The organism is Salinibacillus aidingensis (assembly GCF_039522525.1).
Taxonomy (GTDB): domain Bacteria; phylum Bacillota; class Bacilli; order Bacillales; family Alkalibacillaceae; genus Salinibacillus; species Salinibacillus aidingensis.
In genome coordinates, this window is the sequence record NZ_BAAADO010000008.1 from 79,698 (window position 1) to 100,558 (window position 20,861).

Annotated in this window: 19 protein-coding genes, 2 tRNA genes, 1 rRNA gene, 1 other RNA gene and 2 other annotated features (1 of these 25 only partly in view); of the genes, 20 read left to right on the plus strand and 3 right to left on the minus strand. The window is 40.8% G+C overall.

Going from position 1 to position 20,861, the window contains the following annotated elements:
• Positions 1 to 158: a binding site (T-box leader), on the plus strand (it extends 66 nt beyond the left edge of the window).
• A 135-nt stretch (positions 159 to 293) separates the two neighbouring features.
• Positions 294 to 1,577, plus strand: a complete 1,284-nt coding sequence (gene serS / locus ABD006_RS16315) for a serine--tRNA ligase (RefSeq protein ID WP_343843364.1) — start codon at positions 294 to 296, stop codon at positions 1,575 to 1,577.
• Positions 1,578 to 1,794: 217 nt separating this feature from the next.
• Positions 1,795 to 1,887 (plus strand) — tRNA-Ser (locus ABD006_RS16320).
• A 147-nt stretch (positions 1,888 to 2,034) separates the two neighbouring features.
• Here the strand turns inward: ABD006_RS16320 and ABD006_RS16325 are convergent.
• Both ABD006_RS16325 and ABD006_RS16330 read right to left on the minus strand, forming a co-directional pair.
• Positions 2,035 to 2,739: a deoxynucleoside kinase gene (locus ABD006_RS16325; protein WP_343843367.1), complete on the minus strand. Its 705-nt coding sequence runs from the start codon at positions 2,737 to 2,739 to the stop codon at positions 2,035 to 2,037.
• Complete coding sequence (locus ABD006_RS16330) at positions 2,736 to 3,377, minus strand: deoxynucleoside kinase (RefSeq protein ID WP_343843370.1); 642 nt, start codon at positions 3,375 to 3,377, stop codon at positions 2,736 to 2,738. The genes ABD006_RS16325 and ABD006_RS16330 overlap by 4 nt, the downstream gene beginning before the upstream one ends.
• 231 nt (positions 3,378 to 3,608) lie before the next feature.
• Positions 3,609 to 3,863, plus strand: a binding site (T-box leader).
• An 82-nt stretch (positions 3,864 to 3,945) separates the two neighbouring features.
• On the opposite strand from ABD006_RS16330, the gene proC reads away from it, so the two are divergent.
• From proC to ABD006_RS16380, 10 genes are all read left to right on the plus strand, one after another.
• Complete coding sequence (gene proC / locus ABD006_RS16335; protein WP_343843372.1) at positions 3,946 to 4,770, plus strand: pyrroline-5-carboxylate reductase; 825 nt, start codon at positions 3,946 to 3,948, stop codon at positions 4,768 to 4,770.
• A gap of 206 nt (positions 4,771 to 4,976) precedes the next feature.
• Positions 4,977 to 5,049, plus strand: a tRNA-Arg gene (locus ABD006_RS16340).
• 133 nt (positions 5,050 to 5,182) lie between these two features.
• Positions 5,183 to 5,965, plus strand: a complete 783-nt coding sequence (locus tag ABD006_RS16345; RefSeq protein WP_343843374.1) for an HAD family hydrolase — start codon at positions 5,183 to 5,185, stop codon at positions 5,963 to 5,965.
• A 177-nt stretch (positions 5,966 to 6,142) separates the two neighbouring features.
• Positions 6,143 to 7,495, plus strand: a complete 1,353-nt coding sequence (locus ABD006_RS16350) for a spore germination protein (protein WP_343843377.1) — start codon at positions 6,143 to 6,145, stop codon at positions 7,493 to 7,495.
• 15 nt (positions 7,496 to 7,510) lie between these two features.
• Positions 7,511 to 8,605 carry a GerAB/ArcD/ProY family transporter gene (locus ABD006_RS16355; RefSeq protein WP_343843380.1) on the plus strand — a complete coding sequence of 365 codons (1,095 nt, stop codon included), beginning with the start codon at positions 7,511 to 7,513 and terminating at the stop codon, positions 8,603 to 8,605.
• Positions 8,602 to 9,702: a Ger(x)C family spore germination protein gene (locus ABD006_RS16360; protein ID WP_343843383.1), complete on the plus strand. Its 1,101-nt coding sequence runs from the start codon at positions 8,602 to 8,604 to the stop codon at positions 9,700 to 9,702. Before ABD006_RS16355 ends, ABD006_RS16360 begins: the two co-directional genes overlap by 4 nt.
• A gap of 110 nt (positions 9,703 to 9,812) precedes the next feature.
• Entirely contained in the window at positions 9,813 to 10,274 is a 462-nt protein-coding gene (locus ABD006_RS16365) for a hypothetical protein (RefSeq protein WP_343843386.1), read from the plus strand.
• Between the two features lie 299 nt (positions 10,275 to 10,573).
• Entirely contained in the window at positions 10,574 to 12,286 is a 1,713-nt protein-coding gene (gene acsA, locus ABD006_RS16370; RefSeq protein ID WP_343843389.1) for an acetate--CoA ligase, read from the plus strand.
• Positions 12,287 to 12,590: 304 nt separating this feature from the next.
• Positions 12,591 to 13,880 (plus strand): purine/pyrimidine permease, encoded by a 1,290-nt coding sequence (locus tag ABD006_RS16375; protein WP_343843391.1) that lies wholly within the window; start codon positions 12,591 to 12,593, stop codon positions 13,878 to 13,880.
• A gap of 43 nt (positions 13,881 to 13,923) precedes the next feature.
• The gene (locus tag ABD006_RS16380) at positions 13,924 to 14,694 is read left to right on the plus strand and encodes a DUF3891 family protein (protein ID WP_343843394.1); all 771 of its coding nucleotides are present in this window, start codon (positions 13,924 to 13,926) and stop codon (positions 14,692 to 14,694) included.
• A gap of 43 nt (positions 14,695 to 14,737) precedes the next feature.
• On the opposite strand, the gene ABD006_RS16385 is transcribed toward ABD006_RS16380, so the two are convergent.
• Complete coding sequence (locus tag ABD006_RS16385) at positions 14,738 to 16,021, minus strand: glycoside hydrolase family 18 protein (RefSeq protein ID WP_343843397.1); 1,284 nt, start codon at positions 16,019 to 16,021, stop codon at positions 14,738 to 14,740.
• A 145-nt stretch (positions 16,022 to 16,166) separates the two neighbouring features.
• Between ABD006_RS16385 and tadA the strand changes: the two genes are divergently transcribed.
• The 8 genes from tadA to ABD006_RS16425 form a co-directional block, all read left to right on the plus strand.
• Positions 16,167 to 16,631: a tRNA adenosine(34) deaminase TadA gene (tadA, locus tag ABD006_RS16390; protein WP_343843400.1), complete on the plus strand. Its 465-nt coding sequence runs from the start codon at positions 16,167 to 16,169 to the stop codon at positions 16,629 to 16,631.
• Between the two features lie 166 nt (positions 16,632 to 16,797).
• An RNA gene (gene ffs / locus ABD006_RS16395) (signal recognition particle sRNA large type) lies at positions 16,798 to 17,063 on the plus strand.
• Between the two features lie 196 nt (positions 17,064 to 17,259).
• The gene (gene dnaX, locus ABD006_RS16400; RefSeq protein WP_343843403.1) at positions 17,260 to 18,963 is read left to right on the plus strand and encodes a DNA polymerase III subunit gamma/tau; all 1,704 of its coding nucleotides are present in this window, start codon (positions 17,260 to 17,262) and stop codon (positions 18,961 to 18,963) included.
• A 12-nt stretch (positions 18,964 to 18,975) separates the two neighbouring features.
• Entirely contained in the window at positions 18,976 to 19,296 is a 321-nt protein-coding gene (locus tag ABD006_RS16405; RefSeq protein WP_343843405.1) for a YbaB/EbfC family nucleoid-associated protein, read from the plus strand.
• Between the two features lie 11 nt (positions 19,297 to 19,307).
• Positions 19,308 to 19,904, plus strand: coding sequence for a recombination mediator RecR (recR, locus tag ABD006_RS16410; RefSeq protein ID WP_343843408.1), 597 nt, complete (start codon positions 19,308 to 19,310; stop codon positions 19,902 to 19,904).
• A gap of 11 nt (positions 19,905 to 19,915) precedes the next feature.
• Complete coding sequence (locus ABD006_RS16415; protein ID WP_343843411.1) at positions 19,916 to 20,131, plus strand: YaaL family protein; 216 nt, start codon at positions 19,916 to 19,918, stop codon at positions 20,129 to 20,131.
• Positions 20,132 to 20,194: 63 nt separating this feature from the next.
• Positions 20,195 to 20,461 (plus strand): pro-sigmaK processing inhibitor BofA family protein, encoded by a 267-nt coding sequence (locus ABD006_RS16420; RefSeq protein WP_343843414.1) that lies wholly within the window; start codon positions 20,195 to 20,197, stop codon positions 20,459 to 20,461.
• 340 nt (positions 20,462 to 20,801) lie between these two features.
• Positions 20,802 to 20,861, plus strand: a 16S ribosomal RNA gene (locus tag ABD006_RS16425); the annotation flags it as partial.

A 20,861-nucleotide genomic window follows, 5' to 3' on the forward strand; every position in this document is an offset into this window, starting at 1 on the left:
CGGTATAAGCCTGTTGTGAATCCATCCTCGAGCAGGTATACGGAAACTTTAAGTAAGTATACCCGGTGAAACACCGTTATCAGAAACCAAGCTGGAGGGTCGTATGCCCTCAACTAGGGTGGTATCGCGGGAAACGTAAACAAACTCTCGTCCCTTAATGTTAAGGGATGGGAGTTTTTTGTTGTGCAGGATAGGATCATAAGTTTTCCCGGATTAAAGGATAAGGTTTATGAGATTTTGTGTTTTTCAATATGCGCAGTTATAAGAAATAGAAAATGAAGGAGGAAGTTATCATGTTAGACTTAAAATATTTACGAGATCATTATGATGAAGTAAAAGAAAAACTTGCTCATCGCGGAGAGGATTTAACCGATCTGGATAAATTCGGTGAATGGGATGAAAAGCGCAGAGAATTAATCCGTGAGAGTGAAGAACTAAAGGCGAAGCGAAATGATGTTTCTAAACAGATTTCCGAACTAAAGAAAGAGAAAAAAGACGCAGAACCCATGATTAAGGAAATGCGAGAAGTGGGAGGCAAAATTAAAGAGCTGGATCAGGAACTGAAAGATGTGGAAGAAAACCTGGACACTCTGCTAATGTCGATTCCAAATATTCCGCATGAAAGTGTACCCATCGGTGAGGATGAGGATGATAATGTTGAGGTCCGTACCTGGGGAGAGGTTCCTCAATTCGGATTTGAGGCAAAACCGCATTGGGATTTGGCTGTTGATTTAAATATGATCGATTTTGAACGGGCAGCAAAGATTACAGGCAGCCGTTTTGCCTTTTATAAAGGATTAGGGGCCAGACTGGAACGTGCGTTAATTAACTTTATGATGAACCTCCATGTGGATGAGCACGGCTATTTGGAAGCTATGCCTCCATATATGGTCAATCGGGACAGTTTATTAGGAACAGGACAACTGCCAAAATTTGAAGAGGATTTATTTAAAATAGCTGATTGGGATGGTTATTACTTAATTCCAACAGCAGAAGTGCCCGTAACGAATTATCACCGGGATGAAATCTTAAGTGAAGAGGACCTGCCAAAGAAGTTTGCCGCTTATAGTGCCAATTTCCGTTCAGAAGCAGGCTCAGCCGGTCGTGATACCAGAGGGTTAATCCGTAGGCATCAGTTTAATAAAATTGAGCTGGTTCATCTTGCTAAACCAGAGGAATCCTATGAGGTGCTGGAAGAGTTAACCGGGCATGCAGAGAAGGTACTTCAGTTATTAAAGCTTCCATACCGCGTGATGAACATGTGTACCGGCGACTTAGGTTTCACAGCTGCGAAAAAGTACGACATTGAAGTATGGATGCCAAGCTCTGATACGTACCGTGAAATTTCTTCCTGCTCGAATTTTGAGGATTTTCAGGCCCGCCGCGCTAGAATACGTTTCCGCCGTGGACAAAAGGGTAAGCCGGAATTTGTTCATACATTAAACGGATCCGGATTGGCAGTTGGCCGTACGATGGCAGCCATTATCGAGAATTATCAGCAGGAGGATGGCTCCATCTTAATCCCTGAGCCATTACGTCCTTATATGGGCAACCGTGAATATATTAAAGCGGAATAAAAGAAATCTGTACAGGTAAAGCAAGTATTCTGCAAGCAGCCCTATGGATGAAATGGTTCATGGGGCTTATGATTTGGGCTATTAGAGCATTCTTTCGGGAGTTGGAGTATAGACTCTTCCCTTTTACAAAACCCTCATAAATTGTATGAAAAATAAAACTTCTCTTTCCCCCTTGCAGAATAAAAAAGGGTATGATATATTATCATAGTGTCATTAAGGAGGAGTACCCAAGTCCGGCTGAAGGGATCGGTCTTGAAAACCGACAGGGGTGTCAAAGCCCGCGGGGGTTCGAATCCCTCCTCCTCCGCCATAAAATCAGCGTATAAATATTGGAGATATAACGGAAACAAGGAAATCGTTACTTTGGGTAACGATTTTTTTTTTATTATATAATTGTAAAAAAATCCGCTTAATCTTTTAGATAAGCGGATTAATTAACGTATATAACGTATATAGATTATTCGACAAAATTCGGGTGGTGACAGGCACCACTACCAGTGTATTTACGGGAATGCTGGATGAAATGTCCGATTCGCTCCAAGATCGGCTCAATGGACGTTTGATCATTAATAATATCGTAATCAGCAATGTTAATTCGCATCACCGGGCAGGCATTGAAGTCATTAATCCAGGCCTGATAACGGTCGTACATTTCCTTCCAATAATCCACAGGGGTCTGCTGTTCCATAGGACGACCACGTTTTTGAATTCGATCCAAAATATGATCAAAGGATCCCTCTAAATAAATGAGCAGATCCGGATGAGGAAAGTATGGGGTCATCACCATAGAATCAAATAAACTTTTATAGGTCTGATAGTCTGTTTCCGACATCGTGCCTTTTTCATAATGCATCTTGGCAAAAATTCCGGTATCTTCATAAATGGAGCGGTCCTGAACAAATCCGCCGCCATATTCAAAGATCTTTTTTTGTTCCTTAAAGCGCTCGGCTAAGAAGTAAATTTGTAAGTGAAAGCTCCAGCGTTCAAAGTCATCATAAAACTTATCCAAATAGGGATTGGCATCGACCTTTTCAAAGGACGTTTTAAAGTTTAAAGCATTGGCTAATGCATTTGTCATCGTTGACTTTCCGACCCCTACCGTTCCTGCGATGGTGATGACTGAATCGTTAGGGATATTCAGGCGATGATTTCCGTTCGTCATAACACGGCTTCCCCCTCTTTTAATGACTTTTCCACCTTTTTCAGGACGTATTCCAAGTCTTCCTGTCTATTTACAAAATCCAGCTCATCACCATTAAAGCGGACCACTGGAATTTCCGGGTTTTCCGTTTCAAACTGATTCATAAATACTTCATAATCATGAGATAACTGTTCTAAATAAGATGCTTGTATATTTTGTTCCAAAGAACGCCCCCGTTTACGGATTCGCTCTAAAAAAGTATCTAAGCTTGCATGTAAATATATCATAATATTAGGCCTTGGCATATCATCAGTTAAAATATGGAAAATCTGATTGTATTTATCATACTGGTGGTCTTTAAGTGTACGTTTTGCAAAAATCATATTCTTGGAAATATGATAATCGGATACAACAGGCTTGCCCTGCTTCAAGTATTTTCGATCAATATCCTCCAGCTGCTTATACCGATTGCACAGGAAGAACATCTCGGTTTGAAAGCTCCACTCCTCAATGTTATCGTAAAATTTCCCGAGAAATGGATTCTCCTCTACAATTTCCTTTAATAAGTGAAATTGAAAATGGGCATTGATCTTTTTTGCCAAAGAGGTTTTTCCGACTCCAATTGGACCTTCAACAGCAATAAAAGGTATTTGTCCCATGGTTTCGCTCCCTTCAACTACATCGCTCAGTGTCCATGTTTCTACAAAAATAGACAGATTATATTTTATCATAGATACACCGGTCGTGACATAAGAATAAAAATGCAATTTATGCAGGATTTTAAATCGATATTTGTGCTGCTGCAGGAAGGGGAGAACAGGCCATTTCCGCTTTTTGTTCTTGACATTTTCACACATTCCTTGCATAATACTATAAAATATACTGAATAATGATAAGCTGTGAACAGGCCAGTAGATAATGGCTCGGGTGAAAAGAGATTGGAATTCACCGGCTGAAAGATTCCATCACCTGGAGATTATCGAAACCTACCTGGGAGCTATCAGGGCGATAAACCTTGATCGCAAGCCTAGCGTTACAGGCTGGAGAGGACATCTTTAAAACGGAAATCTTTGTCTAAACGTTTCCCTTTTTTTCAGATGTCAATTCAAGGTGGTACCGCGGAGTCAGCCCATTCCGTCCTTAACGTAAGGATGGAGTGGGTTTTTTAAATGATGGAATGTTGAACTTTGTTTGTTTTGGATATAAACAATTTTAGGAGGAAAAAAGATGGTTAATAAAATTGCTTTTGTAGGTGCAGGTGCCATGGCCGAGTCGATACTATCCGGAATTCTGAATAAGCAGGTCATTCGTCCGGAGCAGGTTTATGTGACCAATAAAGAGGATCAGGAACGCTTAAAACATATGAAATCGACCTATGGGGTAAAAACTTTAAGCGAAAAAAGGGAAGTTGTGGCAGATGCGGATATGGTCATCCTTGCTATGAAACCAAAGGATGTTACGGATGCCATTGAATCGATAAGAGAATTCGTTTCAGAGGATCAGATGGTTGTATCTGTATTAGCCGGAATTTCAACTTCTTATATAGAATCAGAATTAGGGAAAGAGGTTTCGGTGATTCGTGCCATGCCGAACACATCAGCATCCATTGGTTTTTCTGCGACAGCCATTGCAGCCGGAACCTATGCAAATGCTGCTCAAATGGATATGGTTCAGGAGCTGTTTCAAACCATAGGTACGACGACGGTTGTAGATGAGGATGACTTGCATGTAGTCACAGGTTTATCCGGAAGCGGTCCGGCGTACATTTATTATTTAGTAGAGGCGATGGAAGCAGCCGCAAAGGAATCAGGCCTGAAAGAGGATATTTCAAAGGAGTTAATTGTGCAAACTCTAGTAGGAGCAGCTGAAATGCTGAAAAATACGGAATCAAGTCCTGAAGAGCTCCGTCAAAATATCACCAGCCCAGGCGGAACCACGCAGGCAGGACTCGAAACCCTGAAAAAATACAAGTATCAGGAAGCCTTGATGGAATGTGTGAAAAATGCAAAAGAGCGTTCAATAGAGCTGGGAAGACCTTATCAGCGGGTTTAGAGGTTATGTCAGGGCCTGGGCAGAAGTAAGTATGGAGCAGTAAAAGTCTCATGCGCGAGTACAACTGCTTATGCTCCAGGCCCACACCAAAGGGAGATGATTCAGACTGTCATCAGAATGTTTTTAAGTGGACCCTGCTTTTTAGATCAATCCTATCCCTTTTCAATTGGAGTATTATTTTGTATAATAAATAATGTTTTCACTTTGGCTCCGTAGCTCAGGGGATAGAGCGTCGGTTTCCTAAACCGTGCGTCGCAGGTTCGAATCCTGCCGGGGCCGTTTAATAGAGAAAGTTTTTAAAGAAAGCCTGGTACATCTGTACTGGGCTTCTTTTTTGTTATATATAATAGATTTTCTTGTAAATCTCCTGTAAGATTCAAATTAGAGACAGAAATTCAGGAGGTAAGCAACTATGATCAAACTAATCGTCAGTGATTTAGACGGGACACTGCTAAGCTATCATAAAGGACTTCTCGAACGGGATAAGGAAGCCATTCTGCATGCTGTCGGCAATGGTACTGAATTTAGTGTCGCCAGTGGACGGATGGATGTGGAAATTAAAGAAGTGATGGGAATGATTGGTGCAACCGGTCACCGCATCAGTCAAAATGGCTCCTTTGTCTACTCAAAGGATGAGGAACGGATTTACGGTCAGGTGTTTTCCAAGAACGATGTGTTAGCCCTTTATCAATTTTTGAATTCCATATATGCTCCTTTGACGATTTTTTCAGAGAATCAGGGATTTGTAAATGATGCAACCCGGCTAAAATCTGTAGATATGAGTCGCTTATTTTTCCCGATTGAACTGGATACAAACCTTACAGATCGTATTCAAAAAGGCCTTGAGGTGTCAAAAATATCGGTAAACAGTGACCATACAGAATGGTTGAAGCGAATTCAGGCAAAGATTGAAGAACAATTTTCATTTATTGCGGATTCGTTTATTTCCGATCCGGAGTGTCTGGATATTATGCCAAAAGCGATTAATAAGGGAAAAGGTGTAAAAGCCATTATGGATGCTTATCACTTACTTCCTGAGGAAATTATGTGCATTGGCGACTCCTATAACGACATTTCCATGTTTCAATTAACACCTCATAGCTATGTGATGAGTCAGGCCGATGAAGAAGTGAAAGCCTATGCTGCACATGAGGTCACTTATGTATATGAAGCATTGGAAGCACTGCATAAGTAAATAGATGAAAAAGCTGATTGCACAACGCACCTATTCGGTGGGGACCTGCAATCAGCTTTTTTTATTGTGATGGTTTAGTGCTTTAAAGTGGTGCGGGACAGTCCCGAGGTATAATCTTTATTTCCCGGCAGAAACTATAAACTGCGATGAGTTATTGAGTCAAAGGGGTTTATATACATGTTTTCGTTTAAGAAAAGTGAAGTGGAGCGGGTTAAGCCGGTACTTGAAAAGCAGTTTAAAGCAACGGAGGATGCTCAGTTCAGAACGTTGTCGCTGGAAAATGACCAGGAGATTGAACTGGTGTATATTCAGACAGTCATTGACAATGCCAACATTCATGAACAATTTTTTAAGCCCTTTTTTGAAATAAATGATGTAACAAGATATGAGTCCTATTTAAAATCACTGCCGAATTTCAAGGAATTTAAAGATGAACAGGATACGGTTAAAGAAATGCTTCATGGCTCTGTCGTGATTTTTATTAAGGATCAAGTATATATCGTTGGATTCATTCATCAGGAAAACTCACAGGTGCTGGATGCGAGTGTGGAAACGACGATTTTAGGACCGCAGAAGGCCTTAAGTGAAAATATTTATACCAATCTTAACCTTATTCGGCACCGCTACCATAAAAAAAGCTTAAGGGTTGAAAAGGCACCTGATATTGGCAGTAAGTCAAATATTCAGGTTTGTATTCTTTATGACGAAAAAGAGGCAGAGCCAAAAATAGTGGATCAGGTAAAGAAAAGACTGGATCAAGCGAACCGACCGATTGTACAGTCTGCCGGAGAATTGCACAGAGCACTGACCAATAGGAAAAGGCGCATGTTCCCTACACTACTGGTAACCGAGAGACCTGATCGGATCGCTTATAATTTATCGCAGGGAAAGGTCATTATTATGATTGAAGGAATCCCGTTTGTTTTGATTGGTCCCACGGTCTTTTATGATTTCATGAGTTCAATGGAGGATTTTTATCAGCCTTATTGGGTGTCTAAATTTCTCATTATATTGCGATATGTCGGTTTATTTATCAGTCTCTTTCTTCCATCTGCATACGTAGGCATTATTTCGTATAACCCCGAAGTACTGCGGATTCAACTCGCTTTTTCCATCGCTGGCAGTCGTATGCCGGTTCCGTACCCTTCATACCTCGAAGTGTTATTTATGTTAATTATGATGGAAATGCTTGTAGAGGCATCGATTCGTCTTCCTAAAACGATCGGTCCTACCGCAACTACGGTTGGTGGTTTAATTTTAGGACAGGCGGCAACCGACGCCGGACTGGTTTCAAACATCATGATTATCATTGTGGCCGCCGTTGCTATATCCAATTTCATTATTCCGATTAATGAAATGAGCTTTGCGATGAGAGTTATGAAATATCTCCTGTTACTGATTACGACTTTATCAGGATTGATTGGTCTTGTGCTGGGAACGGTTGGTCTTATTTATTACCTTGTTTATTTAGACAGCTTCGGAAAGCCCTATTTAAAACTGTTTACGAGTCGTCAAAAGCAACATATATAGGGAAGAAGGGATTCGGTGAGTCGCTACTTTTACTATTTAGTTATTCTGAATATGCTTGCGAATGTTGTAGCCCTGGTGCCCAGGATTTTAATTGAAGAACGGGTCAATGGTGTGGTGACTTCTTTAATGATTGCCATTATTATTACCCTGATTTATTGTCTTGTCTATACAAATTCCATGCTTAAATTCCCCGGTCAGGGGCAGCCTGAAATCATTAAAAAATATACGCCAAAATGGTTTGCATCCGGTTATTTATTTTTTATTGGAATTTTGTATTTCCTCGGGACTTGGTTTGTTCTTTTATCCTTTATTGATATTACCAAGAGATTTATTAATCCGGAAATGCCTGCATTGTATATATCGGTTCTCTTTTTGTCCATTATTTGCCTGGGGGCTCTGATGAAGACAGAAAAAACCTTATATGCGCTTGAAATTATTATGATTATTAGCCTCCCGCTCATTACTGGGATCTTTTTAAAAGCATTTTTGAATGAACACATAAGCTGGGATGCCATCCGGATTGTTTTTACACATACGATTGAACCCCCTTCCAATACTAGTATTGGAGCTGGTGCTTATTCATTGGTGGGCTTTTATTTTATATCTATTTATAATCGAGTGCTGAAAAATAGAGTAGAAGGAATGGGAGTTTGGCGAATTGTGCTGATTGGAATTGCCGGAACCATTAATATCTTCACCTCCCTTTTAGTCCCAATTGGCATGAATGGCATTGATGGAGCAGAGAATTATATTTATCCCTGGTTTTCAACGGCTGATGCCTTAAGAATGGAATTTGGCTTTATTGAAAGGGTACTCTATATTTTTCTTTTACTTTATATAGGCATTTCCATGATAAGTGCAACCATTACCTGTCACATTGCAATGGAGCATGTCAGAAGTGTCCTTCCGGAGATAAAATGGAAGGAAGTAAAAATTGTGCCGGTCATGATGGCTATCCTTTTTTCGCTGGCTACCATTCTGGGTTACTTTTTTCTTAGTCAAGTTCAGGTTTATGAACTGGCAAAAATGTTTTTTTCTCTATTATTGTTTGCGGGCGCATTTTCGTGTGCGGTCTTGTTCTATGCAGTGAGGAGGTCTAAGCAGAAATGAAGAACCTCTGCAGGCTTAGTGGCTTATTTGTTTTTGTTATGGTTCTTTTAACAGGCTGCGGTTTCAAAGATATTGATAAGCGCGCATTTGTGGTCGGAATTGGTATAGATAAAACTGAACAGAATCAGGAGGGCTATGAAGTTACTTTAAAGGTGGCGTTTCCCAGTTCAGGATCAGAAGAATTAGGGGATCAATTTGAGCTTTTAAGTTCAAAAGGAAGTACGATTGCTGAGGCGATACAATTGATTAAGGCCAAGGTGAGTAATGAGCTTGATTTTGGTCACATGAAGGTTATTGTGCTGGGGGAAAAGGTTTTAAGTAAGGATATCGGCAAAACTATGGATTGGTTTACCAGAAGACGGGATATTCAGCAGATTGCACTCATCACCATCGGAAAGCCGGATGCAAAAACAATCTTAAGTATCGAACCAAAAGGAGAACGTCTGCCCTCAAATAAGCTGTTTATGTTTTTTGACGAAGCCGGGACTGAATCTCCCTATGTCACTACGAAGTTTCTCTATAACCTGCGCCGCGATTTGGAGGAAAGAGGAATCGATGGCTATCTCCCGATTGTACAGGCAGAGAAGGATAACTTTTCGATAACCACAATGTCCGTTTTTAAACAAGGCGTTGATCCTCTTCACCTAACTAAAAAGGAGACGAAGCTGTTTAATATGCTGAAAAAGGGCTATGACAAGGAAAGTATAAAGGTGAATGCCAAAGATGAATTTTTTATGCTGGCTGTCGATTCATTAAATACCGAATATCAGATTAAACAAAAGCAAAACCAAAAGATTTCCATAGAGGTTATCGTAGACATATCTGGTGTTATTGAGGAGAGTAAGGTTGAGCTTAAGGAAGGAAAACTGGACAAATACAATAAACTTGCAGAAAAAGTGTTAACAAAGGATATAAATAAGTTGCTGGCAAAATTTCAGGAAACGAAAATGGATCCGGTTGGGTTTGGTTTAAGGTATCGTGCCACTCGGTCCGGCACTGAAAATGAAAAATGGAAGGCGTGGAAGTCGTTATATCCAGAAGCAGGAATCAACGTTCGGGTAAATGCGGATATTACAGGAACAGGAATTATTGAATAAAAATAGGCGCCTGTAAACACTCATGATCTACGTATTGCATCTACTAATAAAGGCCGGCTATAACTGTTTTTCTGGAAAGGTGTGATACGATTCTGGAACAGTTATTAAGTATGGAGTTTACAGGTGTTGTTGCATTAACCTTCCTTTTATATGCAATCCGAAGGGCAAGTAAAATCAGTAACCGGAATATTCCACTTGCAGGTATCGTTCTGGGTATTGGATTTGCTGCATTTGAAGCAAAAGGGTTCAGCTTTGATATTTTTATGAAAGGCTTGCAATACGCATTGTACGCAGTTGGAATGGTTGCCGGATACAAATATTCACGAGAAAAACCCAGCCAAAAGAATACTTCTCTATTAACAGGCTTAAAAAAGGGTATAAAGCTATTCTCCAATAAAAAGAATGCTAACATTGATCGTGATCGTGGGAAGAAAGGAAGCAGCAGCATCCCCCCTCAAGATATGCAAAGTACCGAAAGCACTCAGGATAATAAAAGTAACGAAAAACAGGTGAACAGCAGCAAGCCTGCAAAAAATGAGGATTTACCCGTAAGCGGAGAGGCAGATATTTAATCTGTCTCTCATTTTTTTGTCTCAGGTAAGTAAATATCCGCTTCTATGACGGTGTCTGCAATCAGGCAATCGGATGGCCTATAAAAACATGGGTACATCCAAAGCTAAGAATGGACAAAAGAGAGGACATTTTTCCTATATAAAACCTGTCTATAAAATAGGACTTTAAATATTTGGAATTTTTCGATAGAATAGAAAGGACAAAGGGGAATTTTTTTAATAAATAGTTTAGGTATTGCATAGGTTTGTAGTAATTGTAAAAGCAATATGAAAACGATTTCAAAGGGGTGGAGAAACGTATGAATATGAATCCAATACCTGCCAGAGAAGGAAATCATAATTTACAGGATTATGAGAAGGTGTATAACAGCTTTGACTGGAGCGAAATGAAGAGGTATTTTTCCTGGAATTCAACCGGAAAAGTCAATATGGCCTATGAAGCCGTTGACCGTCATGCGGAGAATCCTGATAAAAAGGATCAGGCAGCATTATTATATTCTGCACCTGATCGTGAAGAGTCCTTAACTTTTGATGAGTTGAAGAAAAAGAGTAATCAATTCGCGAATGTATTAAGGAAGCATCAGATTGAAAAAGGCGATCGTGTATTTCTTTTCATGCCGAGAAGCCCTGAGTTCTATATGAGTTTTTTAGGTATTTTAAAGGTTGGTGCCATTGCCGGCCCTTTATTTGAAGCATTTATGGAACAGGCTGTGCATGATCGCCTGGAGGATAGTGAAGCAAAGATGTTAATTACAACTCCTGAATTACTGGGCCGTGTTCCACAGGATAAACTTCCTCATTTGAAACAGATTGTGTTAGTGGGCGGCATGGAGGATGGAAGTCAGTATATCAGCTTTGAAGAGGAAATGAAGAATGCCTCTGAATCCTTTGATATTGAATGGGTAGATTTGGAAGATGGAATGGTCATCCACTATACATCAGGATCTACAGGTAAACCAAAGGGTGTTTACCATGTGCATAATGCAATGATTCAGCACCTGGCTACAGGACAATGGGTACTGGATTTAAAAGAGGATGATGTCTATTGGTGCACAGCTGATCCAGGCTGGGTAACCGGAACAAGCTATGGAGTATTTGCCCCGTGGCTAAATGGGGTAACCAATGTTGTGCGTGGGGGACGATTCAGCCCTGAAGACTGGTATGGCACAATAGAAAAATATAAAGTCACTGTATGGTATTCCGCACCAACGGCCTTCCGTAAATTCCTGAGTGCCGGCAGTGAGGTGGCGAATAAGTTTGACCTATCCTCCTTACGTCATATCCTGAGTGTCGGTGAACCATTGAATCCTGAAGTTATCCACTGGGGAATGGATGCCTTTAATAAGCGGATTCATGATAACTGGTGGATGACTGAAACAGGAGCCCAATTAATTAGTAATTATCCTGTTATGGATATCAAACCGGGCTCTATGGGTAAGCCGATCCCTGGTGTTGAGGCTGCGATTATTGACAACGAAGGTAATAAACTTCCGCCTAACCAGATGGGGAACCTGGCCATTAAAAAGGGATGGCCTTCGATGATGCGTCAGATCTGGAAGCGTCCTGAAAAATATGAAAGCTACTTCATCGGTGACTGGTATGTGTCCGGTGACAGTGCTTATATGGATGAAGATGGCTACTTCTGGTTCCAGGGACGTCTTGATGATGTGATTAATACATCCGGTGAGCGTGTAGGACCATTTGAAGTAGAAAGTAAATTAATCGAGCATCCTGCTGTTGCCGAGGCGGGAGTTATTGGTAAGCCGGATCCGGAGCGCGGTGAAATTATTAAGGCATTTGTAACGCTTCGTGAGGGTCATCAGGAATCCGATGATTTACTTGAGGATATTCGCAAATTTGTTAAAACCGGTTTAAGTGCCCATGCTGCTCCAAGAGAAATTGAAATCCGGGATACCATTCCGAAAACTCGAAGCGGTAAAATTATGCGTCGCCTGCTAAAATCCTGGGAGCTTGGGCTTCCTACAGGAGATACATCAACGTTAGAGGAATAAGAATAGGAAAGATAGGGGTCAAAGGCTGATCCCTATCTTTTATTTTTCAAGCCGTTCCAGTCTTTCTTCAATTTGATCCAGTCTATCATGAATAGGCTTTAAAGCTTCCTTCAGAATAGTTTTCAGGTTTTCCCTGCGCGTATCTTCCATGAAAACCCTCCTTAATTTCTATATCATGATTATAAGAGATTTTCATATCTTATAGAGTCGGGCATTTTAACATCTTTATGACATCTCTCCATTTCCTATCGTTCTAAACTTTAGTATGATGGAAATAGAATTTTCTGCACAAGGAGTGGCCTTCATGAATTCAGTAAAAGACTTACAAAACTCCACACTTGAAACTTTGCAATGGTTTATTTTTTTGTTAGCAAGCTCTATTGCACTGCCCATAGTAATAGGATCTGTCTATGATATGTCCCTGCACGAGGTGTCCGGTTTAATGCAACGGACATTTTTTGTGGTAGGGATTGCCTGTTTTCTTCAGGGTTTGATTGGACATCGATTACCGATTGTGGACGGACCGGCAGGAATATGGATCAGCACATTTACCGTTTATGCGGCTACTGCGGTTGAAAGTGGCAGAAGTTTAGGAGAGACGCTGCAGGTCCTTCAGACAGCTATGATTTTAACCGGTCTCTTTTTAGTGATTTTTGGCCTGTTTCACTTATCGCAAAAAATGCTATCTATTTTTACACCACTTGTTACAGGGTCCTTTTTATTTATGTTAACCATTCAGTTAAGCGGCACCTTTTTACAGGGAATGATGGGGATAGGCGAAAAAGGCTCCGTAGCCCAATTGGATGCTACCCTTATTTCCTTTTTCGTGTTTTTCTTTGTTTTGTTATTTTCCATTCTCGGGAAGGGCCCCTTAAAGAACTACGCGATTTTAATTGGCATCGGTCTTGGGTGGGTGATTTATGCCATTGTTCATGGACAGGCCTCTGCGGATACATCGTTACCTGTTATTCAAATTCCGGAAGCTTTCGCCTGGGGCCTGCCGGTTTGGGATATAAGTATGATTCCTATTGCATTTATTACAGCCATCATTTTGTTATCGAATATAGTCGCCTCACTGGGAGCCGCTAATCAGACAATGAAGGGAAAGAATTCTTTCACACCGGAGGAGATGAATAAGGGGAGCTATACGCTGGGAATTAATCAGGGATTGTCTGCTTTATTTTCCAGTGTAGCTGTTGTAACACTGGCATCTTCGTCAGGATTTATGGAATTAACCGGTCAAAGAAGAAAACGTCCATTTATGTATGCAGCCATTTTACTCATGCTTATTGCTTTCTTCCCGCCAATTGTTGCCTTTTTATCCAAAATTCCATCACCTGTTGCCAATGCTGCATTATTGGCTACCTTTGTTCAGCTTATGGGAATAGGACTGTGGAATATTGTGAGTGAGAAGCTGGACCAGAGAAGGCTCACCATTTTAGGGATTACTTTTTTAACCGGAATTGGGCTTATGTTTATCCCGGCCAGTGCCTTTGTTGGGTTACCGGGATTTGCACAAAATCTGGTCAGTAATGGATTGCTGATGGGAACCGTTATGATTATTTTATTGGAACAGCTTTGGAAGGATAAGTAATAGAATAACGGTATAAAAGGATGGCTGAAAGGAGGGTTATCTGATGATTGTTGTATTTACCGGGGAAAGTATCCGGATGGTGGAACAGCATGAGCATGGAAAAGTTTCCGGGGAAATGGCCAAATACATTCATCCAGATTTATTTCCTGAATCTCAGTTAAGGTCTAATGTGGAATTTGCCATTACCTATCATGATTATGCATGGAAAGAAATTGATCAGCATCCACGCTTGAATGATGAAACCGATGCTCCTTACTCTTTTACAGATTATCCGCTAACAGCTAAGTTGGCCAGCTATGAAAAGGGAATTGATTTTGTTCAGAATCATTCAGCATATGCCGGGCTTTTGTGCAGCCTGCATTATTCGTCGTTTTTTTCATCGGAATCGACAAATCCGGTCATAAAATCATTTATTTCCCGGGAAATGGACAGACGCCAGCAAATGAAAAGTCGAAATTCAGCCTTTCAAAATGAGGAAATATTGGATTGTCACTTTAAATGGCTTCAGTTTTGTGATGACTTATCTCTTTATTTATGTATGAATGAACCAGGGGCGGCTAAAGAAGAGGAGGTGTCCTGGTTTCAAAATGGATTCAGACAAACCTTTCCGTTTGCACCAGGAGGGATGCAAGCTAACTGGAAGGATCCATATACGATTGGTGTAGCGCCCTTTCCTTTTAAGGAGGCGTTCCAGGTGAGGGTACCTTTTAAAGGTTTCAATACAAAGGATTTTCAGGAAAATGGCCTGGCAGACATCTACCAGAATACAGAATTCTCGATGTTTACTTTTACCATCGAATCTGAAGGAGATTAATGAAAATGCTGTCTCAAACAGAAATGAGACAGCAATTGGTTAATTATCTTTCCTTCACAACATTAAATTGATGATCCAGTAATATCCAGTTTTGCGGAAAGGCGAGGCCAAGCTTCCAATAGCTCACTCCTCTAAGATTCAGTTCTTTTACCAGATCAAATTTAGCCTGGATTGACCGGGCATCTTCAAACCAGACCTCATGGCGATTTCCATCCTGATCATAATAAAAGTAAAAGGGTGCCTGTGCTTCCTGGTCAAATTGGATTTCTGTATTGTTTTCCCGGGCCCGCTGAATGGCGGCCTGTGGACTTAATGCCTCAGCAAATTCTCCGCCGGGTTCATATGGAAGGGTCCAGTCATATCCATATAAATTTTGCCCAAGAAATATTTTTTCAGAAGGCATAACGGACAAGGCAAAATTAACAACATCCCTTACAGGCCCAATAGGGGAAACAGCCATTGGCGGGCCGCCGCTGTATCCCCATTCATAGGTCATAAGTACAACGAAGTCGACAATTTCACCATGAGCAGCGTAATCGTGAGCTGTATACCAGGCTCCTTCCTGCTCTGCTGATGTCTTTGGTGCTAAAGCCGTTGACAGCATTAATCCTGCCTCTGATAGCCTTTGTTTTGCTTTTCGTAAAAAGTTGTTATAATTTTCTCTGGTTTCAGGAGGCAAAAATTCAAAATCAAAATGGATATCTCCAAATCCAACCTGATTCGCTGTTTCTATAACATTGGTTAAAAACTGATCCTGAAAATTTTCATCGGTAACAATAATACGTCCGAGCTCGTCACTGAATGATCCTTCTTCAATGTTTGTCACGACCATCATTAAGAGAGCGTTGTTATTAGCTGCAATTTGCGGGAATTGATTTAAAGGTGGGGGAACTAATGAACCGTCACGATTCACCTTGTAATTAAAAGGAGCTAAGTACGTTAAATACTGGGCCTTAGTTCTTGCAGACTGCTCTAACGTTTGACTCACTTCACCTCCTGTAGGTTCAACGTAGGCATTGAACTGCTTGCTCACCTTTTCCGGCTGAGGAATAGTAAGGGTCTGACCGATTTGCAAGGAATCATTTAGTGAAATTTGATTTGCTTCAGCTAACTGCTGATACGGAACATTAAATTTTTGACCAATAACATAGAGTGATTCGCCGGGTTGTACGGTATACTGGTTAACAGGAACAACAAGTGCTTGCCCAACAACTAATTGACTGGGCTGATCAAGCTGATTTAAGGCGATAAGCTCATCTGTGGAGACCTGATATCTTTGTGCAATATCATATAGCGATTCACCAGCCTTTACTACATAAATAACCAATAAAGGCTCCTCCTTCCATAGATATTCTTTTACATATTTATGGGATAAAACACTAAGTATTCTATGGCCATGCATAATAATGGTGAAAAAAATTCAGGAAAATATCATTTAATACTAAAAATACAGGAAAAAGAAGGGGTCATTCATGGATCATGAAAAATATATGAGAATTGCGCTTAATGAAGCGGCTAAAGCTGAGCAAGCGGATGAGGTGCCGATTGGGGCTGTTATTGTTAAGGATGATCAGATCATTGCAAGGGCCGGTAATTTAAGAGAAACTTCACAGATGGCAAAAGGACATGCGGAATTCTTAGCCATCGAAAAGGCCAATCAGGTTTTAAACAGTTGGAGATTGGATGACTGTTTATTATATGTTACATTGGAACCCTGCCCCATGTGTGCAGGAGCAATCCTGCAATCAAGAATACCAACCGTTGTATTTGGAGCCTATGATCCAAAGGCGGGCAGCTGTGGTTCCTTGGTGAATCTGGTCCAGGATTCAAGGTTTAATCATCAGGCGGAAGTGATTCCTGAAGTGCTTCAAGAGGAGTGCTCCCTTATTTTAAAGCAATTCTTTAAGGGTTTAAGGGAAAGGAAAAGACAGGATTGAAAAAAATGGAATGGCGAAATCATTGCAAAATCCATTAAAACCCGATATACTTGTTTATGCACATTAAGAAAGCGAGGCGCAATTGGACGAAGCAATCCAAGCCAACTGCCGAGCTGGCCATGGACTGGTCGCAGTAATGTGCAGATATTCATTGTTAGCAGATTAGCCGTGCTAGGTGGGGAGGTAGCGGTGCCTTGTTACTCGCAATCCGCTATAGCGAGGCTGAACCCCTATCCGAGGTGAGCATTTTTGAGGTCTGCCGTAAGTAAGTGGTGTTGACGCTTTGGTCCCGCGCAACAGGAACCCGTGAACCCTGTCAGATCCGGAAGGAAGCAGCAGTAAGCGGTCATTCTTGTGTGCCGCGGGGTTGCCTGAGCCGAGCCACGAGCTTACGTAACGCTCAGGAATGTTTCATCGACGGTAGGTGCACGGCGCTACATAGACATTAAACTCATCCTTTTTAAGGGTGAGTTTTTTAATTGTCCGGAAAAGTATGGAGATCAACTGGATGAACAGGCTAATAAAATAAATGCGCATAATAGGCAGATAAAAATTCACGATAATGTTTTTGAATGCAACATGTCTATAGGTTATAATGAGAAAAGAAACCACAAAGGAGAACGTGGCCATGAGTTATCAGGCATTGTACAGGGTATGGCGGCCCACCACATTTGAAGATGTAGTGGGACAATCACATATAACCAGAACACTCCAAAACGCAATTTTTAAGGAGAAATTTTCACATGCTTATTTATTTTCCGGCCCAAGAGGAACAGGGAAAACAAGTGCTGCGAAAATTTTTGCGAAAGCAGTAAACTGTGAACGTTCTCCTGTTAAAGAGCCCTGCAACGAATGTTCAGCGTGCCGGGGAATACAGGATGGTACGATTTCTGATGTGATTGAAATTGATGCTGCCTCAAATAATGGTGTTGATGATATTCGGGACATTCGGGATAAAGTGAAGTATGCACCCAGCTCAATCAAGTATAAGGTGTATATTGTGGATGAGGTTCATATGCTTTCCACGGGAGCTTTTAATGCACTACTGAAAACGTTGGAGGAGCCTCCCCAGCATGTGATTTTTATTTTAGCCACAACAGAGCCTCATAAAATTCCCTTAACCATTATATCAAGATGCCAACGCTTTGATTTTAAGCGGATTTCTCAATCTTCCATCGTAAATCGTCTTAAGGATATTATGGCCTCAGAACAGATTGAAGTTGATGATGAAGCACTTCAAACCGTAGCTTTAGCTGCTGAAGGTGGAATGAGAGATGCCTTAAGCCTACTCGATCAGGCCATTTCCTATAGTGAAGAAAACCATGTGTCCGTTGAAGATGTACTGGCTGTTACCGGATCGGTTTCCCAAAATAAACTGGGCGAAGTGATGGAGTCTCTTCATAATCAGGATGTGAAGCATGCCTTAGAGCTGATCGATGAGTTTTTAGAAGAAGGAAAAGATTCAGGAAGGCTCATTTTTGATCTTATCTATTATTTGCGTGATGTTTTGTTATATCAGTCATCAAATCAAATGAGTGATTTTCTTGAGAGAGCGATTCCTGACGAGCGGTTTACGACTCTCACCCAGGATCTTGACTCAGAATGGATTCAATCCGCTATCCGTCGATTAAATGAATGTCAGCAGGAAATGCGGTGGACCAATAGTCCGAAAGTATTTATTGAAATTGCCATGCTAAACATCGCCAATACATCCTCTTCTCAGAATCCAAAACAAACAGAGGTTTCTCCGCAAGTGGTGCAAAAGCTTGAGCAGCTTGAAAAGGAATTGAATACGATAAAACAGTCGGGGGGTTCACCTCAGTCTGAAAAACCCAAGGCAAGTGAAGGGCGTTCGCAAAGACGTCCAAGCTCGGGGCGGAAATATCGTATTCCATATGACCGAATTAGAAATGTATTAAATGATGCTTCCAAGGCTGAATTAAAAAATATTATGAATCACTGGGCAACATTTATGGATTCATTAAAACAGGACAGCCCGCCGGCTTATGCAAAGCTGATTAATAGTAAACCAAGAGCTGCATCCAATGATTCTCTGGTTTTATCCTTTAAATATGAAATCCATTGTTCACTTATGCTGGAAAATCAGGAGACCATCGAAGCACAATTATCGAATTTTCTTGGAAAACAAGTGGCCATTATTCCGATTCCTGAAGCCGATTGGCAGGAATTAAGAGAAGAATATGTAAAGAAACAGCGCGATCAGGATGATGATGGAGGAGAAAAAACGGAGGAGCAAGCTGAAGAAGATCCTCTCGTTTCAGAAGCGAGAAAATTGGTTGGCGATGATTTATTAGAAATACAAGATAACTAAGGAGGAATTTTGATGAAAGGCGGAATGGGAAACATGAACAATATGATGAAACAGATGCAGAAAATGCAGAAGAAGATGATGCAGGCACAGGAGGAGCTTCATGAGAAAAGCTTTGAGGCAAGTTCTGGTGGTGGAATGGTTAAGGTTGTAGCCAATGGTAAAAAAGAGATTACAGATATTGATATAAACGAAGAGGCCGTTGATCCGGATGATGTGGAAATGCTGCAGGATCTAGTGCTGGCTGCTGTTAATGATGTCATTAAGCAGATCGAGGATGAGACGAATTCAACCATGGGACAATTCACGAAAGGTATGAATATCCCAGGATTCTAGGGGGATTTTTAATGTACTATCCAGAACCAATTTCAAAGCTTATTGATAGCTTTACTAAATTGCCAGGAATAGGGCCAAAAACTGCGGTTCGCCTGGCTTTTTTCGTTTTAGATATGAATGAAGATGACGTATTGGATTTTGCTAAATCGCTGGTGAATGCTAAGCGTGAACTTACCCATTGCTCTACCTGTGGTCACATTACAGATCAGGACCCATGTCCAATTTGTCAGGATAAAGAGAGAGATGGATCGGTCATTTGTGTGGTGCAGGACCCGAAAGATGTGATTGCAATGGAAAAAATGAAGGATTTCACCGGCAAGTATCACGTTCTGCACGGAGCTATATCCCCAATGGATGGCATTGGCCCTGAGGATATCAATGTTGCTTCACTTATTAACCGACTAAAGGATGAAGAGGTTAAAGAGCTTATCTTGGCAACCAATCCAAATATTGAAGGGGAAGCAACAGCCATGTATATTTCCAAACTGGTAAAACCGGCTGGAATTAAAACGACACGTATTGCCCACGGACTTCCTGTAGGTGGAGACCTGGAATATGCGGATGAAGTGACACTTTCCAAAGCCTTAGAAGGCAGAAGGGAACTATGAGGTGAATTGCCATGTTTGGTAAAGGGAAAATAAAAAAGAAGGATATAGATGAGGAACTGATTCACAGGATACATCAACTGAAAAAGGAAAAGGATCGAATGAATGCCCTTATGAAAAACAGTGTTGATTTGAATGATGGTATTTTTGCAGACCAGGCTTGTACAGAGGGAAAATATTTTTTCCTTTTGCGGGAGGCCAGACAACGAAAAATAAGAGGCATTCATTAGTTCTATTTCTCCTTCGCTGTCATAGATATATAAGTAGAAGGACAAGCGAAAGGGGAATAAATGATGAATTCATATATGGTGATCGGCCTTATACTGGCAGTCATTATTTTAATTTTAGCTAAAGGCTTACCGGTACAGGCTCTTAAGTTTGTTTCGCAGGGCATGGTTAAAATACTTATTGGTGCATTAGTATTGTTTTTTATAAATGTGTTTGGCGCAAACTTTGGACTCCATATTCCTATTAACTTATTTACTACTGCTATTTCCGGATTTTTAGGAGTTTCAGGGGTAGCTGCTTTATTCGCCATACACTTTATCCTGCTGCCATAAATTACCGTGTCGAAATCCGGGCCATCTTATTGCATTTATTATATACACATGGTATATTTAAAAAGCCGTTGAAAGAGACGGCTTAAATTAATTATTAAAACTTAAAATTTCCTGTTGAAATTAGTTATTCAGCATGATATATTATTAATTGTCGCTTTGAGGAGCGAACAAAACAAATTAAAAAAGTTATTGACTTTGAGTTGATAGCTTGATATAATAATTAAGTCGCTTTGAGAGCGACGTCGTTCGAACCTTGAAAACTGAACAAAACAACCAGTACGTCAATTCGCTATTTAAATAGCGTTTTGAATATGAGCATTATGGATTTTAACATCCAAACTTATTGGAGAGTTTGATCCTGGCTCAGGACGAACGCTGGCGGCGTGCCTAATACATGCAA